The organism is Lacinutrix sp. Hel_I_90, assembly GCF_000934685.1.
In the GTDB taxonomy this organism is placed as follows: domain Bacteria; phylum Bacteroidota; class Bacteroidia; order Flavobacteriales; family Flavobacteriaceae; genus Lacinutrix.
The window spans coordinates 639,714-656,330 of sequence record NZ_JYNQ01000001.1; the positions used below are offsets into that span (position 1 = coordinate 639,714).

Consider the following 16,617-nt stretch of genomic DNA (forward strand, 5'->3'; position numbering starts at 1 on the left):
AATTTAAAATGTTAGTCTTTTATTATTGAGATGAGTTCTGGTAATACAGCTATCGCAGTTAATAGCAAAACATTATTTCCTTTACTTTTTTTTGTTGTTGCTGTGTTTACCAATTCTGATTCAGTATTGGTTGTCTCTATTTTATCAAATGAAGACGCGTTAGGGTTTCTAACCATTACCAAAGTATTTAGTGATTGATTATCAAGTTTATCTTGTGCCATTTGGTAAGCCAATGCGATACCATCGTTCTGTTTTTGAGTCATGTTATTTCTAACATTACTAATAGCGTGAAGTATTTTCTTAATATTCTTACCAGATGCTTTGTCCAATAGCAATCCGTTTTGCCCAGAGTAAACGACTATTGTAACCAAATCCGATTTACTTAATCGTTTTGTCAGAAATTTAAAGGCTTGCTGCAGAATGATTTTATCTTCAGTTGAAAAGTTCTTTTTTGTCGTTTCAACAAGAAAAGTAATTTTTCTATTAAATACTTTAGCTTCAACACCATGTGCTTTGGCTGATTTGGAATTAGTTGCTGGGAAATAATTAGCTATAAAAGAAATAAGATCGTCTAATCTTACAGATTGTGTGTCTAAGGTGTTGTTTTGAGCTTGAATTACTGTTAAACTTAACAGTGCTACAAAAAGTGTGATAACTGTTTTCATAATCTTTGGTTTTTAAGTTTGGAGTAAATCTATAACCAAAGCCTATGTTAAAAAACACAGAATGAGTAAACAGTACCTATAAGTGAGTAAACGCTTCTTTTATTTCTATATAAAAGAAAAGGAACGCTTTCGCGTTCCTTTATAAATAAATAGGTGTTATTTAATTATATTTTAATGTTAGCAACTGTTTCCTCTCCATTTGAGGTCTCTAGCTTTATTATTTTAATCTCTTCTTTTTGATTTTTCTTACCATAATTCTTATATATATTTAGCTTTACATAAGTGTCAACATCTTCGGTGTGATGATCACCATTATAAATTAGTCTAACAAAATAGTCTCCAGGTTTTGCATTGCGAATAGTATATTCCTCTGGCCCATAACTATTAAAGGAAGCCTTTAATTCTCCTCCCGTTTGTGTTTGTCTATTTTCGTTAGAAGCAAACTCTCTAGATGGCTCTACAACTTGTAGATTTACATTAGTATTCTCTCTATTCCAGCTAGCTACAACTCTTAAATCATAAGTCGTATTAATGCTATTGAAGCTCTCCATTTCTTCTGTGTTTACTGTTGGCTGTGCTTGTGTTAACCCATTGATATTATGCTTTACAATAGCATTTAGATCGTCCGCATTTTTAGTTAAGATTAAAAGGCTATTTAAAATATCAAAAGCTTTTTGTGGTTTATCTACTTTTTCATAAATACTAGCTAAATCTAAATAAGACTGTGCTACCTCTGGCTCTAAAAGTACTAAACGTTTGTATAGTGAACTTGCTAAATTATACTCTTTATTCGCCTCTAATTGAAATGCTAATCCTTTAAGCATTTCAAAATTATTCATTTCGAATTTTATTACATCGTCTAAAATTTTTCTTGTGTACTCCTCTCCTTTGCGGGCTTTAAAATAATTATAAACATCTATATAGTACGAGGCATTATTTTTATAGTTTTCTCTTTGCTTAGCATAGATCGTGAAAGCCGCATCATTTGAATTTGAATTAGATAGTGCTTCTATGTAATCTGGTTTAACAGTTTTAATATCTACTTTTAATTTTTCTTTATAATACAGTGGCTTAGGCTTTGAAATTGCTTTTGTTTGTTTAACACTTGTCGTCCCTTTTTTAGTCTTTACAACCACCACACCATTACTACCTTGACTACCGTATAAAGCAGCACCACTTGCTCCTTTTAAAACCGTCATAGATTCAATTAAATTAGGATCTAACGACTCTAAAAAAGAATAACTAGAAATAGTTCCGTCTATGACAATTAGCGCGTCACTATTACCTTTTAATGAACGAGAACCTCTAAATCGTATACTTGATGCTCCGCCATTATTTGATGAGATAACATCTACACCACTCACCTTTCCATCTAAACTTTGTAATGCACTTGGGTTATTAGCTTGAGTAATGAGTTCGCTATTTACTTCCTTATAACCATAACCAATTCTGTCTTTTTTCTTATTTAGCCCCATGGCAAGAGACACCACTTCTCCTTCTTTTGGTGCAGCGCGTTGCATGTTTATGTTTATGGGCTCAACACTTAAAATTTTAGCCGTACTACTTTGGTAACCATTAAATGAAAATACCAGTGTTTCCCCAACACTGGCGCTGATTGAATAATTCCCAAATGGTCCTGTTTCCGTTCCATTCTCCTCACCGTTTACCACGACACTTACATTTGGAAAGGGATTACCATCCTCGTCTACTACAATGCCCGAAATACTCTCTTTTTCTTGAGATACATGGTTTTGTGCCAAGCCGCTTAATGTGAAGCTGGAAATAAGTAATAATTGTAAAATAGTTTTCATAATTTTTGATTTTTAAGTTCCCATAAAAGTATAAAGCGCTTCCTTATAAAAGTACGAAAAATGAGTGAAAGTAGACTTTCGTTGAGTAAAAGAGTCGTTTGGGTGAGTAAAAGCTATTTTTAATGCCTCAATACTACTTTTTAAGTCGTTCTAATGTTTTTTTACGTTGAATCTTCCCTGATTCCGTTTCAAAAAATGGTTTTATATAGTAAATTTCTTTCGGTCGCTCATGCTTACTTAATGGAGTAAATACTGAAGCATCAACACTGCCTTCCTCACCTTCAACTATAAGAACAATACGTTCTCCCAGTATTTTATCTGTTTCTGAAGCAATAAAAAACCGAGACTTAATTTTAGAAGCTAACTGACTTTCTATTTGCTCTGGATGTACTTTAACGCCTCCTGAATTAATAATAGTATCAATTCTACCAAGCCATTCAAAAGTGGTACCTGAATGTAATTTGACAATATCATTGGTTATTATTTTTTCTTTTGTAAGCTGAGGTGCTTCAACAATCAGGCAATTTCTTTTATCCTGTTTTATTGAAATAGTAGCTAAGGTTTTAAACAAAGGGACCTCTCTCTTTTCTAAATGATTGATTTGTTTAACTGCTACATGTGATACGGTTTCTGTCATACCATAAGTTTCGTAAACCTTAGTTTTAAGTTTTTGTGTTTTAAGTAGTAAATCATTTGAAACTTTTGCGCCACCAATAATAATTTGTTTAATATTATAAATCTGCTCTATCGTTTGCTCTAGTTGTAGTGGCACCATGGCAGCAAAATCATACTGTTTTTCTAAATCTATGATTAATTTAGATTTTGGTTCTATAGCGTCTATTTCCAAACCCAAGATCATGGCTCTAACGAGCATCATTTTTCCAGCAATATAATGCGCTGGCAAACAAAGTAAAGCCGTATCGCCTGGTTGTAATTTGAAATAATCACCGGTAGCAATCGCGCTATTGACCATGGCTTGTTTGGGCATTTCTATAGTTTTTGGCGTGCCCGTTGAACCAGAAGTTTTAATCTGTATAACAGAATTGTTGTCTTGCCAGTCCAATAAAAATTGACCAATGTGTTGTTCAAAATCCTGGCCTTCTTTAACATAACTGTAAGCCACTTCCTTTAGTTGTTCAAAACTAAAATGAGTTCCGTTGAGTTTAAATCTATTATGAACTTTATTAAATGCTGGTATCACTAATCTAATATTTTATAATCTTCAGTTTAATACGTTTTACTTGCAGGGTCTTCAATTTTCCCAAATAATTTATCTTTCCAGTTGGTCCATTTGTAAACTTTTCCAAAGATTAAAAGTAATAATGGAAAAATAATAAATACGGGTAAAACCAAATCAATAAACTCTAAAGAAGGTTCTGCCGTATCTTTTAATATAGAATGGGTTTGAAACGCAGTCCAGTTTGCTGTGACTAAGAGTGCCGTAAACAAGTTGTTTGCGGCATGAAACCCTAGAGCTAACTCCATGCCTTCATCCATAAGTGTAATAACCCCTAGAAATAGGCCTGTTCCTATGTAGTAGATCATTATTGAATAGCCTAGCTTTTCTACTTCTGGATTTGCAATATGGAGCATTCCAAAAATAAGCGAGGTTAGAATTAATGGAAACCATCTATTCTTTGCAAGCATACCAAACCCTTGCATTAAATACCCTCTAAAAATATATTCTTCTAAACTGGTTTGTATAGGTATTAAAAGAATAGCAATAACAGCTAAAATGATAAATCTATTGAATTCAAAATTATATTCGTAACCTGCAGGGTTCAAAAAATAGTCTACTAATACCAAGCCTGAAGAAATAATCCCCCAAAAAAAGAAGGCAAACCAAATGCGTTTCCAATCAATTTTAGTTCTAGCTGTGGTTAATGAGACTATCGTTTGCTTATGAAGCGTTTTTACAATGATAAACAGGCCCGCCAAACCAAAAGCAAAAGAAATAAGCAATAAGAAGAGGTTTAAATTAGGCTCTAATACTCCCATTATGTCATTTGGATTCAGGGCCGTTAACTCTTTACCTTCCTTAAATGCTTTATAAAACACAGCTATAGTAAATGGGATTTGCCCGATAGCTGAAGCAATAAACACTAATAAAGAGCCCACTAAATAACGCCAAAAATCATGTTTATAGTTGAATGCCTGTTGTATGTAATTCATAGTTTATAAGTTAAAATTCCATTTTTGTTTAGTGTATTGTAGCGCACCATTTTTTACTTCTAAAGGTGAGTCAAAATTATTGGTAAATAAACTACCAGTACCCAGACCTTGCGGCATTTTATTTTGTTTTAAATAGGTGTATTGGGCTATTGCATTTAAGCCAACATTACTTTCTAAAGCACTTGTAATCCACCAATTTATATTTTGTTTTTCGGCAATGTCTATCCAACAATCACTACCGTGAAAACCACCAATAAAGCTTGGTTTTAAAATAATGTACTGTGGTTTTATGGTCTCTAATAATTGTTGCTTTTCATGGGCTGCAAAAACACCAATTAATTCTTCATCCAAAGCGATAGGTAAAGGGGTAGCATCACATAACTTAGCCATTGCTTCGTGTTGTTTTGAATGTATTGGCTGCTCAATAGAATGCAATTGAAAATCTGCTAAACGCTTTAACTTCTCTAAAGCACTATCTGCGCTAAAAGCACCATTGGCATCGACCCGTAATTCAACATCTTTTTCACTAAATTCCTTCCGAATGCCCTTTAGTAAATTCAGTTCTGTTTCAAAATCTATAGCTCCTATTTTTAGTTTTATGCATCTAAAACCAGCTTCAATTTTTTCCTTAATCTGCTGTTTCATGTAGGTTTCAGTGCCCATCCAAATCAGTCCATTAATAGGAATAAAATCATTTCCCGTTGTAAATTCAGAAGGGAATAAAACAAAATCGTCTTTAGCTTCTAAAGACTTAAAAGCCATTTCAAGACCTATTTGTATGCTAGGAAATTCAATGTTTTTAGCTAGTAAGAAGACTAATCCATTATCTATATTTTCACATGTATATGCCAGTTGTTTTTCGTAATCGGGTCTGTCGTCTATAGATAATCCTCTAAGAATACCGCACTCACCTATGCCGCTTTTCCCTTCAAAATTTAGCACAATAAACCACGTTTCTTTTGTTTTTAAAATGCCTCGAGACGTACCGCTTGGCTTTTTAAATTCTAGAATATATTTGTGATAGTAGGCTTTCATAAATTTTTATCAAAAATACTTAATTTATTTTGTAATTTGTGATTCAATTTATATCCAAAATGCAAGAGTTACCAAATATTATTTTATACGCCATTCCCTTTTTTGTGGCGTCAATAGTTTTAGAGATTTACGTGTTGTATAAGCGTAAACAAAAAACGTATAAAACAAAAGATGCTTTTACTTCAATTTCTATGGGTATTGGCAACGTATTATTAGGTTTTCTAACGAAAACAATCGTATTAATTGCCTTTTTTTATATTTATACTAATTTTAGAATTTTTACTATTCCTATAACTTGGTGGAGTTTTGTTTTACTTCTCTTTTTAGATGATTTTAGTTATTATTGGTTTCACCGCATATCTCATGAATGCAGATTATTTTGGGCGTCTCATGTGGTTCACCACTCCTCAGAAAGCTATAATTTAAGTACCGCTTTACGTCAAACTTGGTCTGGTGGGTTCTACACCTTTATCTTTTGGTTATGGTTACCTTTTTTAGGATTTCATCCTGGCATGATTATACTTCAAATGTCTATAAGTCTTATTTATCAATTTTGGATTCATACAGAAACCATAAACAAGATGCCAAAATGGTTTGAAGCTATTATGAATACACCCTCTCATCATCGCGTACATCACGGCAGCAACCCGATATACTTAGACAGAAATCATGCTGGCATTTTTATTATCTGGGATAAGTTATTTAGAACATTCCAACAAGAATTAGAAAATGAAAAAGTCGTTTATGGTTTAGTCGTAAACATAAAAACTTATAACCTCTTTAAAATTGCTTTTTACGAATGGTTTAGCATGTTCAAAGACGTTCTTTCTAGAAAACAGTCTCTCTCTAGCAGAATGCTATACTTAATAAAACCACCAGGCTGGAAACATGACGGCACAGGTAAACTGTCTGAAGACCTTAAAAATGAATGGCTTAAAAACAAATCCTAAAGGATATGTCCGATACCTAATAATAGCGCTAACAATACTGTTGATAGCGCTAATTTTTTTAATTCAGGATCAAAATCCTTTAAATTTTTAATCTCTTTGACGCGTTTTAAATGCAGTACTAAGGGAATATAAGCGATAAAAAATAACAGGTTATATGGTGACACATAATACAGCATACCAAAAAGCAAAGAACAAATTATTGCGGCAATCACTAGAAAATAGTGATATATTTTAGCTTTAGCCCTTCCTAATTTAACAGCTATTGTAATTTTATTTGCTTTAGTATCCCCTTCAATATCCCTCATATTATTGAGGTTAAGAACTGCTGTACTTAATAAACCAATGGTTATGGCTGGTAATACCACCACATGATCAACTTGCTTTGCAAACAGTACATAACAACCTATAACGCTTACTAATCCAAAAAAAATAAAAACGTAAAAATCACCATGGGCTTTGTAGCCATAGGCATTACTCCCCATGGTATATTTTAAAGCTGCAATCACACATAAAAAAGCAATAAAAAAGAAGGCTAAGGCTAAAGAGAGGTGTTTAGATCCAAAAGCAGAAAGTATAAGTGCAATCGTTAAACCAATACATATTAGAATATTAATTTTTATAGCATCCAACATTTCTTTATGCGAGATATTGCCACTCTGTATGGCTCGCATAGGCCCTATTCTATCTTCGTTATCTGTTCCTTTTTCTGCATCACCTAGATCATTAGCTAGGTTTGATAATATTTGATAGCTTATAGTTGCAGCTATGGCTAGCACAAATATTAACCAATTAAAAACACCATTATATTCGGCTAAACAAGCGGCGATAATGATTCCTGAAATAGATAGTGGTAAGGTTCTTAAGCGTATTGCAGATAACCAATTCGAAACGTTTTTATTCATGGCACTATTAAGGAATCCACTGTTTTGGAAAATTCGGTTTACGTTTTTCTAAAAACGCATCACGACCTTCTTTCGCCTCATCTGTCATATAAGCCAATCGCGTTGCCTCACCAGCAAAGACTTGTTGTCCTACCATACCATCATCGGTTAGATTCATTGCAAATTTCAACATTCTTATTGACGTTGGTGATTTAGCGAGTATTTCCTGAGCCCACTCATAGGCTGTGCTTTCTAAGTCGTCGTGAGGAATAACCGCATTTACCATACCCATTTCATAAGCCTCTTGCGCAGAGTAATTTCTTCCTAAGAAAAAAATCTCACGTGCTCTTTTCTGACCTACCATTTTTGCTAAATAAGCAGAACCATAACCACCGTCAAAACTCGTCACATCTGCGTCTGTTTGTTTAAAAATGGCATGTTCTTTACTCGCTAGTGTTAAGTCACAAACAACATGTAAACTATGTCCGCCACCAACTGCCCAGCCCGGAACAACAGCAATAACTGCTTTAGGCATAAACCTAATTAAGCGTTGTACCTCTAAAATATTTAGTCTATGATAGCCATCGTCTCCAACATACCCTTGATGTCCTCTGGCTTTTTGATCGCCACCAGAGCAAAAAGAATAGACACCGTCTTTTGTTGATGGGCCTTCAGCAGATAATAAAACAGCGCCAATAGTTGTATCTTCTTGAGCATCGTAAAAAGCATCATATAATTCTTTGGTCGTCTTTGGTCTAAAAGCATTTCTAACATTAGGTCTGTTAAATGCTATTCTAGCCACGCCATTACACTTATTGTACGTTATGTCTTCGTAGTCTTTGGCTTTCACCCATTTAATCTCACTCATATAAATGTATTAATCAGCGTTAAAAATAAGCAAATTGGCTGTATCCATTCTATATTATCTCATGATTTTTTAACTTAATAAAAATTAAGTCTGACGGATAGAAGTCTTGTGAAAAAAACAAGAGTTTTAAAACCACATGATTTTAAGGAAATTAGCTCGTATTAAAATGTCTTGCTTATTACTAAAATTAGCCTTATTTTAAAACTATTGGAATAGAAAAACAGTATAAAAATAGACGTTTCATTAATTTTAACATCGGTTAGTCGATCGCATTTACTTTTAATCGGTAATTTGTTTATAAAATTATAATATAATTGATCTTAACACTTCTTAAATTTGCAACGTAATTAATTAGCGCCCTCTCAAAATGAAAACGATAGAAAGTAATCTTAAGTCAAGCATTATAGAAGCGCAGCATTTCGAAATGGGAGATTTGTATTTCTTTGAAAACCTTGTTATTTCTGAGATTCATGAAGGAAAACATTTGTGTTTAGAAACGGCTAATGATTATTTAATTGCAATTTCAGAGTTTTACGGTAATAAAAAGCCGTTTGGTTATATCTCTAACAGAGTAAACTCTTTTTCAATTGAACCACTAGACTTTCCTGTTTTTGTAGGCATGCTAGAAAATTTAAAGGAATTTTTGACGATAACTTATAAACATGCTGATGAAATGAATGCGGGTGTTGAAAAGCTATTTTGTCCGATTACATACGAGAAATCTGACTCTTTACATGATGGTTTTATTAGTGTGAACGAAAAAATTTTAGAGATACAATAACGTGCGTAAGGGTTACTCATTAAATGTAATATGATAAAACTGTTAACTCCTTTTTATTATATCCTAGCCATTTTAATTATGGTAGCCTGCGTTAACTAAATATACCCGAAAATTAGTTTTTTAAAGATTGATATTTTAAAAATCTAGGTTCTTTTTTAGATTTAAAACTATTATTCCACTTATTACACACATCAATGCAAACGTTACAGAGCATTGTTTTTCAAGCAATTAAGTAGCTTTATTTATGGTATGAGTAATACTATGTTAAAAATAAGCTTAAAAGAGTCGTATTTAGTTCCTGAAATATCAGATGTCTTTCAAAATGAAATAGGAACCCTATATTTTTTCAAAGATATAGTTGTTGCTGAAATAAACGAAGGCATTCATTTAAATTATGTTTCGGCTAAAACCCTTTTTGAAGCCATAAAATTATTCTATATAGATTCTGAAAGTTTCGGATATATTTCAAATAGAATTAATGACTATTCCTTTTCTCCTTTAGAATTAGGAAAACTTCTTGGTCATCTTCCAAATCTTAAACTTTATAGTGTCGTGAGTCATAGTCAACTTAATACAATGAATGCGAATCTTGAAAAACGCTTTTGCAAAGTTCAGTATGAGAATTTTACAGATGTGTACACTGCTAAAACCTGGATGTCATATACGCTTTTAAAAAAACGGGATTCTGCTTAAAGCGCAACCTATCCTTCATCTTTTATAAAACACCTTACTCTCCTTATTGAATAGCCTTTACATTATTAGTTTAATTTAGACCTTTCATCGAAAAAAAATTAATTAATAACAAAAAGTATGTATCTTGGTTGAACCACCAAACCTATTTTTTTAATGCGAATTAAAGACGCTAACTTAAACGAGGAAGTACAAGACATTCACCTTTCTGAATACGGTTATTATTATTTTTTCAAAGACTTTATCGTTGCAGAAATAAATCAAGGTGTTTCTTACAATTGGGAAGCGGCTAAAGATGTTATTGAAGCTGCTTATAAGCATTATGGAAATGATATTTCTGTTTGCTACATCACTAATCGGGTCAATAAATATTCTGTCAATCCAGCAGATTGGCTTAAATTTTTTAAGCAGGAACATTCATTAAATGGGTATGCAATTGTAAGTTATACAGAGAGAAGTTGGATTAATGCAACCCTAGAAAAATTATTTCTTAATACTAAGGTTGAACACTTTACAGATTTAAAGCAAGCTATTAAATGGGCTAAAAAGCGTAATCTAAAAGTTAATAGCGAAAAAGCTTTAGCAAAATAAAATTAGCTTTTTCTAATACCATCACTTTCAATTGTTATCATCTTTTGTTTATACAAAGAGCCAATCGCCTTTTTAAAGTTCTTTTTGCTCATTTCAAGACTCTCCTTAATTGCTTCAGGCGACGATTTATCATGTAGCGGTAAGAATCCAGAATTATTATCTAATTCTTGCATGATTTTCTCTGCATTAGGTTCTATGTTTCTATAACCAATTTGCCCAAGTGCAATATCTAGCTTGTTACCAGGTCTAATCTTTTTAACGATAGCTTTCATTTTATCGCCTATACTCAACTCTTGAAAAATATTATCCTTATAAATCAATCCAGAATGCAAATTATTTACAATAACATTCATTCCAAAATCACTTGGATGCGAAACCACAATATCAACCTCTTCAAATTCTGTCACGGTGAGCTCTGTATTGTCTAAAAACTGATTTGTTTTACTAGAGGCCACGAGTCGTTCTGACTTTTCATCCAAATAACAACGCACTAAATACCACCCTCCTTTTTTCATTGGGAAAGCCTGTTCTTTAAACGGACAAAGCAATTCTTTTACCATTCCCCAATCTAAAAACGCTCCAATATTTGAAACTTCATTGCAACGCAATACGGCAAACTCACCATTCATAATATAAGGCTCATCTGTGACGGCCACCAAACGCTCGTCATTATCCAAATAGATAAAAACCTCTAGGGTATCCCCTATTTCAAAAGACTCTGGTACATAACGATTGGGTAATAACACTTCATTGCCTTCGGGGTCACCCAAAAATAATCCAGGTTCAGTATCTCTAAGAATTTCTAATGTATTGAATTGTCCTATTTGTATCATGCCACAAAGGTAGTTATATAAAAAAAACGTTACAACTTTATATTGTAACGCTTTTATATATGAATTAACTATTTTATTTGTAAACAGATTCTTTTTTAAAGTGCTTAGTTAGTAAATAATATACTACTGCTCTGTATTTATTTTTATTTGAACGCCCATATTTTTCAATTACTGAGTCTATAGCCTTATCTAAATCAGCACTGTCCTCTAATCCTAGTTTTTTGATTAAGAAATTATTTTTTACTGTATTTAGTTCAGACTGGTCAGTACCAGAAACCGTAGCCGAATCTTTATTGTAAATAGATGGTCCACAGCCAATAGTGACTTTTGTTAACAAATCCATTTCAGGATTCATAGCACATTTATCCCTTAAATCTGCCGCATATTTTGCAATAAGCTCGTCTCTCTTACTCATAGTATTTTTAGTTTTTTAATTAATAATCTATTTTAAAGATACACTTTTTTGATAAAAAGAAATTCAATACTTAGAAAATATTAACATTAAAACAACTTGGCAACAAGTGTGTTTTCAACTATTTGATAAATTTAAAGTAGTTTAGAAGAATCTGGTCATTCTCATTTTTAGGTGTGAAAATCTCTAATAATTTTGGCCGACTACTAGTGTGGTAAAAATCTGAGAAGGCAGACTTTAATTCGTTCTCGTTAGTTGCGCTACTATATTCAAAATCATACAACTCACATAATTTTTGTGCTTTTAAATGGTGCGTTGTCTCAAAATAGGTATCGAAATTTTCTGTGTTTTTATGTCCAGGTAATATTCTAAAAATTCCGCCGCCATTATTATTAACAACTATTATTCTAAAATCTTTGGGAATATGATTATTCCAAAGGGCATTACTGTCGTAAAAAAAACTCAAATCTCCTGTAACACATACGGTTTGCTTTTTTGAAGCCAATGCTGCGCCAATAGCCGTACTTGTTGAGCCATCGATTCCACTAGTCCCACGATTACAAAACACTTGTACCATTGGATTTAAATCGAATAGCTGAACATAACGAATGGCCGAACTGTTACCAACTTGACATTGGACATCGTTTGGCATACTATTCAATAAAACATCAAAAGCTTTAAAATCACTAAACGGAATCATAGCCATATACTTTTCGTGTTTTTCACGTCTGGACGCCATTTCATTTAGCCAAAAATTAGTGTAATCACTCTTAACGGATTCTGTTTTTGGTAAAAACGCAGAAAAAAATGTATTCAAAGGCATTTTAAACACCTTATTCAATTTGAAAAAAGTATCATTCGCCGTATGCGTTCCCACATGCCAATGCTGCATTGGCGGATACTCGCGTAAAAATTTTTTAATTTTTTTTGAAACGATTAAACCTCCAAAAGTTAAGACAATATCTGGTTTAAGAGCTTTAAACTCACTAGCATTTAATGCGCCTATTAGTTTATCGATGCTTGGAATAAATCTTTTGTGGTGAATATTAGACGTTGCTTCGGTCATTACCAAAACACTTTCGTCATGGGCCAAACGGTCTAAATATTTTTGTTCAACCCTATTTGGTTCGTTAACACCTACCAAAACCAGCTTTCGTTTTGATGCATTCCAGTCTTTAGCCAAATGGGCATAATCAATTTCTGGCGTTTCTTCTGTTGCTAAAGGAATCACTTTTGGATTGACAGATAAGGCGTCAACCCGCTCATACAAGGGTTCATTTAAAGGAATATTTATATGAACAGGGCCTTTTTGTGAACTTGAAATATTTAGCGCTTTATTAATTTGTGCTTCATTAGTCTGCTGAATCGTTTTTTCCATTTCCGACCCTTCATCTTCCGTCCAATTGTCAACACTTAAATCTTCCTTTAAGTTTGCAGAATACAGGATATGGTTTTTATATACATGCTCCTGGTTAATGGTTTGTCCATCTCCAATACCCACTAAATGCTTTGGTCGGTCTGCACTTAAAACCACCAATGAAATATTACTGTAATACGCCTCAGCTACTGCTGGATAATAATTAAGTAAAGCACTCCCTGAGGTACAAACTACAGCGACCGGCTCTTGAAGTTGTTGTGCAGTTCCTAAAGCAAAAAAGGCAGCACAACGTTCATCTACAATACTATAACAGTTAAAAAAAGAATCGTGTGTAAAGCCAATGGTTAAAGGGGCATTTCTGCTACCTGGAGACAGCACAATATGTTGTATGTTTTTAGCTTTGCAAAGCTGAATAACCGTTTGTGCGAGTGGGATTTTAGGGTGTTTCATCAAGACACAAAATTAATGAAAATATAGGTTTCGACCGTGCTCTAATACACAAAATATAAGAAATTAAAACAATACTTTTTTCATGGTTTCTGACTTACTCACTGTTTCCTCCCATTCGCTTTCAGGATTCGAATCTTTGGTTATGCCGCCACCAACATAAATACTGGCATTTACATCTGTAAGTTGCATGCACCTTAGGTTTACATATAAATTAGAGACCGTTTTTACAGATGAATAGACACTGTTTTCAACATTACGTCTATTGGTGTTTCTAGTCGTTTTCTCTTTACTATTCAATTCTCCTAAAAAACCAGTATAGAATTCACGCTTGTAATTTTCATTGTTGATAATGAATTGCTTTGCCGCTATTTTTGGTAAGCCGCAAACGGCAGGCGTGGGATGTAACGCATTCACAATCGTTTTTAAATTTGAATCAATTGTCCCCGAAATCATGGTTTGTAAATGCAAAAGGTTTCCCGCTCGTATCGTTTGAGTAGTGCCAATACTTAAATTATTTACTGAAAGCTTAAGACTTTCAGCTATATAATCAGTAACCAATTGTTGTTCTTCAGTTTCTTTGCCCCCCCATTGTGGATTGTCATTCCCGGTATATTCTTGTGTTCCTGCTAAAGCCATCGTTTTAAAACGATTGCTAGCGACACTTAATAGCGTTTCTGGTGTAGCACCAAGCCACAGCCCTATTTTAGGATGGTACCAGCAATACACAAACGCAGAAGTATAGACTTCGAGTAAACGCTTAAAAAGCTGAATAGGACTAACTTTAGCAAGGCTTACTGTTTCCTTTCTTGAAATAACAACCTTTTTTAAATCGGTAGCGTGAATCGTTTTAATGGCTTTAGAAACCAACTCCACATGAAACGCTTTAACTTCAATTGAAGCTGTGGTTTCTTTGCTATTATAAGTTTCTATCTTGCCTAACTTGTCTGAGGTGAAACACTCAGTTTCAAATGCATGTGATTCATTTATAGGAATAAGAATTGTTGGCGCGTCAGAATTAAAAGGCGCAAATATGAATCCACTTTCACTAAGATCTGTAGACGTATGCACAGTAGAATCGTTTTGAAATAACCCCTTAACAACACTCGTTTGGGGTTTACTGTAGAGTACAAAAGGTAAGGCATCCTCAAAATGAGCACTAGCGATTTCAAAAAAATCATCTGAATCCATGCTATGCTTTTTTCTTAGGCAATGAAATAGTAGATAAGCGGCAAATAGAAATCAAATTATCATCAGCATCCGTAATTCTAATATCTAATAATTGAGTGGTTCTGCCTTTATGTAAAAAGGTTGCTTTTGCATATACAAACCCTTCTGAAACACTTTTTATATGGTTGGCTGTAATTTCGAGTCCGCGAACAAACATTTTTTCAGTATCAATAAAAATATGAGAGGCAAAACTGCCTACGCTTTCTGCCAAAGCTGCCGTTGCTCCCCCGTGCAACACACCATCTGGCTGATGTACTTTAGGTGTTACAGGCATTCTAGCTACCAAAAAATCATGACCATAATCCACAATTTCTATATCTAATGTTTCCATTAAGGTGTTTTTTGATGCTGCATTTGCTTTTTGTAAGACTTCCGTTTTAGTTATGCTCATGTATTTACTGTATTTTTATGGTGCAAAAATACAAAACATACGCGCAATGCATTCTACCCAAAAAGAAATATTTTTTACTACTAAAAAAACCTATTCTACGCTTAATACACGCACTGAAAAAACAAAACACATATGGCTTGTTTGCCATGGCATGGGCTATTTAAGCAAATATTTTATACGTTATTTTAACCAATTAAATACTGAAGAAAATTACGTTATTGCCCCTCAAGCGCCAAGTTTATATTATCAAGGTAAAGATTTTAAACATGTTGGTGCCAGTTGGTTAACCAAAGAAAACACCCATCTAGAAACTGAAAATATTTTTAATTATTTTGATGCTATTTTAGAGGCTGAAAACATACCAAAAAATGCTTCATTAATTGTTTTAGGCTATTCTCAAGGTGTTAGTGTCGCTGCGCGCTATATTGCTAAACGACAATTACAATGTAATCACTTGGTTTTACATTCTGGTGGTATTCCCAAAGAATTGCGTCCTGAAGATTTTACATTTTTAAAAGCAAAAGTGTCTTTGGTTTATGGCACCGAAGACGAATATATAAATAAAGAACGTGCGACCCATGAAACAAAACGCGCCGAAGAACTGTTTGGGAAAAACCTAGAGATTATTCCTTTTGATGGAAAACACGTCGTTAATGTGGCTTTTATAAACGGTTTGGTTTAGTATTTTCTCGCAAAATCGCAAAGACACGACCTTGACTTTTTCGAAACTTTTCAAACCTAGAATTCCTTTTTCTTCCAAGGAAAGAGTGGATTTAGCAATTCTGAATTCTGGAACGATTGAATACAATGTGAAACTATTTTTTTATAAATTATCCTAAAAACCAAGAGGTAAATGCAATTAGAAAACAACCGCGTAACACTCACCCTTTTAGATTTAAGCAATTACAAACATCTCATTGAAATCGCAAAGGAAAAAGATCTTATTTTTTATTCTCCAAATACAATTGCTACACCAGAAAAGCTAAAAGCTTATGTACAAATTGCTACTGACGGATATTACCATAAAACAACCATACCTTTTATAATCTATGACAATGAAAAACAAGCGTATGCTGGCAGCACACGTTTTGGCTTAATAAACGAGAAAAACAAAGTCTTACATATTGGTTGGACTTGGTTGGGAAAAGACTTTCAAGGTACAGGATTAAATAAAAACATCAAATTTTTGATGCTGCACTACGCATTTGAAACGCTTGCGTTTGAAAAAGTTGAATTTCGAATTGATGAACGTAATATTAAATCCAGAAAAGCAGTTGAAAAGATTGGAGGAATATTAGAAGGTATTTTAAGAAAAGACACCCTAATGCAAGATGGATTTAGGCGCAGTACCTGTTGTTATGGCATTTTGAAGAGTGAATGGAATACGATAAAAAATACTGTTTTTAGTGGGTTTTAAGTGTTTTTCCATAACGCTTAATACACCATAAGCAGAGATATAGAGTCTAAATACCGGCTAGCTTG

18 protein-coding genes are annotated in these 16,617 nt (G+C 33.5%); 6 read left to right on the top strand and 12 right to left on the bottom strand.

The annotated features are described in order from the left end of the window. Positions 1-11: 11 nt before the first annotated feature. From GQ46_RS02765 to GQ46_RS02785, 5 genes are all read right to left on the bottom strand, one after another. Positions 12-665, bottom strand: coding sequence for a hypothetical protein (locus GQ46_RS02765; protein ID WP_044398174.1), 654 nt, complete (start codon positions 663-665; stop codon positions 12-14). Positions 666-829: 164 nt separating this feature from the next. Beyond that, a complete protein-coding gene (locus GQ46_RS02770; protein WP_044398176.1) occupies positions 830-2,476 on the bottom strand; it encodes a TonB-dependent receptor plug domain-containing protein in 1,647 nt (548 codons plus the stop codon). Between the two features lie 133 nt (positions 2,477-2,609). Further along, positions 2,610-3,677: an AMP-binding protein gene (locus GQ46_RS02775; protein ID WP_044398178.1), complete on the bottom strand. Its 1,068-nt coding sequence runs from the start codon at positions 3,675-3,677 to the stop codon at positions 2,610-2,612. A 26-nt stretch (positions 3,678-3,703) separates the two neighbouring features. After that, positions 3,704-4,648 carry a CPBP family intramembrane glutamic endopeptidase gene (locus GQ46_RS02780; RefSeq protein WP_044398181.1) on the bottom strand — a complete coding sequence of 315 codons (945 nt, stop codon included), beginning with the start codon at positions 4,646-4,648 and terminating at the stop codon, positions 3,704-3,706. Positions 4,649-4,651: 3 nt separating this feature from the next. Beyond that, the gene (locus GQ46_RS02785) at positions 4,652-5,683 is read right to left on the bottom strand and encodes an o-succinylbenzoate synthase (RefSeq protein ID WP_044398183.1); all 1,032 of its coding nucleotides are present in this window, start codon (positions 5,681-5,683) and stop codon (positions 4,652-4,654) included. Between the two features lie 59 nt (positions 5,684-5,742). Between GQ46_RS02785 and GQ46_RS02790 the strand changes: the two genes are divergently transcribed. Beyond that, positions 5,743-6,633, top strand: coding sequence for a sterol desaturase family protein (locus GQ46_RS02790; RefSeq protein WP_044398185.1), 891 nt, complete (start codon positions 5,743-5,745; stop codon positions 6,631-6,633). Here GQ46_RS02790 and menA read toward each other — a convergent pair. Continuing rightward, on the bottom strand, positions 6,630-7,535 hold the full coding sequence (gene menA / locus GQ46_RS02795) for a 1,4-dihydroxy-2-naphthoate octaprenyltransferase (protein ID WP_044398187.1): 906 nt from the start codon (positions 7,533-7,535) through the stop codon (positions 6,630-6,632). The two genes, GQ46_RS02790 and menA, sit on opposite strands and share 4 nt — an antisense overlap. Positions 7,536-7,542: 7 nt before the next feature. Then, on the bottom strand, positions 7,543-8,382 hold the full coding sequence (locus GQ46_RS02800) for a 1,4-dihydroxy-2-naphthoyl-CoA synthase (protein WP_044398189.1): 840 nt from the start codon (positions 8,380-8,382) through the stop codon (positions 7,543-7,545). 367 nt (positions 8,383-8,749) lie between these two features. On the opposite strand from GQ46_RS02800, the gene GQ46_RS17025 reads away from it, so the two are divergent. From GQ46_RS17025 to GQ46_RS02815, 3 genes are all read left to right on the top strand, one after another. Next, complete coding sequence (locus GQ46_RS17025; RefSeq protein WP_052503382.1) at positions 8,750-9,163, top strand: hypothetical protein; 414 nt, start codon at positions 8,750-8,752, stop codon at positions 9,161-9,163. A gap of 261 nt (positions 9,164-9,424) precedes the next feature. Beyond that, a complete protein-coding gene (locus tag GQ46_RS02810; protein ID WP_156133080.1) occupies positions 9,425-9,856 on the top strand; it encodes a hypothetical protein in 432 nt (143 codons plus the stop codon). A 153-nt stretch (positions 9,857-10,009) separates the two neighbouring features. Further along, positions 10,010-10,444, top strand: coding sequence for a hypothetical protein (locus tag GQ46_RS02815; RefSeq protein ID WP_044398193.1), 435 nt, complete (start codon positions 10,010-10,012; stop codon positions 10,442-10,444). Between the two features lie 2 nt (positions 10,445-10,446). On the opposite strand, the gene GQ46_RS02820 is transcribed toward GQ46_RS02815, so the two are convergent. The 5 genes from GQ46_RS02820 to GQ46_RS02840 all read right to left on the bottom strand — a co-directional run bounded on the left by GQ46_RS02820 (position 10,447) and on the right by GQ46_RS02840 (position 15,135). Beyond that, on the bottom strand, positions 10,447-11,277 hold the full coding sequence (locus GQ46_RS02820; protein ID WP_044398195.1) for a S1 RNA-binding domain-containing protein: 831 nt from the start codon (positions 11,275-11,277) through the stop codon (positions 10,447-10,449). Between the two features lie 73 nt (positions 11,278-11,350). Continuing rightward, entirely contained in the window at positions 11,351-11,692 is a 342-nt protein-coding gene (locus tag GQ46_RS02825; RefSeq protein WP_044398197.1) for a DUF2853 family protein, read from the bottom strand. A gap of 118 nt (positions 11,693-11,810) precedes the next feature. Next, positions 11,811-13,517, bottom strand: a complete 1,707-nt coding sequence (menD, locus tag GQ46_RS02830) for a 2-succinyl-5-enolpyruvyl-6-hydroxy-3-cyclohexene-1-carboxylic-acid synthase (protein WP_044398199.1) — start codon at positions 13,515-13,517, stop codon at positions 11,811-11,813. Between the two features lie 63 nt (positions 13,518-13,580). After that, on the bottom strand, positions 13,581-14,705 hold the full coding sequence (locus GQ46_RS02835) for a chorismate-binding protein (RefSeq protein ID WP_044398201.1): 1,125 nt from the start codon (positions 14,703-14,705) through the stop codon (positions 13,581-13,583). Position 14,706: 1 nt separating this feature from the next. Then, positions 14,707-15,135, bottom strand: a complete 429-nt coding sequence (locus GQ46_RS02840) for a PaaI family thioesterase (RefSeq protein WP_044398203.1) — start codon at positions 15,133-15,135, stop codon at positions 14,707-14,709. Between the two features lie 46 nt (positions 15,136-15,181). Here GQ46_RS02840 and GQ46_RS02845 point away from each other — a divergent pair, with 46 nt between their 5' ends. Beyond that, positions 15,182-15,817, top strand: a complete 636-nt coding sequence (locus GQ46_RS02845; RefSeq protein WP_044404440.1) for an alpha/beta hydrolase — start codon at positions 15,182-15,184, stop codon at positions 15,815-15,817. A gap of 171 nt (positions 15,818-15,988) precedes the next feature. Then, positions 15,989-16,552 (top strand): GNAT family N-acetyltransferase, encoded by a 564-nt coding sequence (locus tag GQ46_RS02850; RefSeq protein ID WP_044398205.1) that lies wholly within the window; start codon positions 15,989-15,991, stop codon positions 16,550-16,552. Positions 16,553-16,617 lie beyond the last annotated feature (65 nt).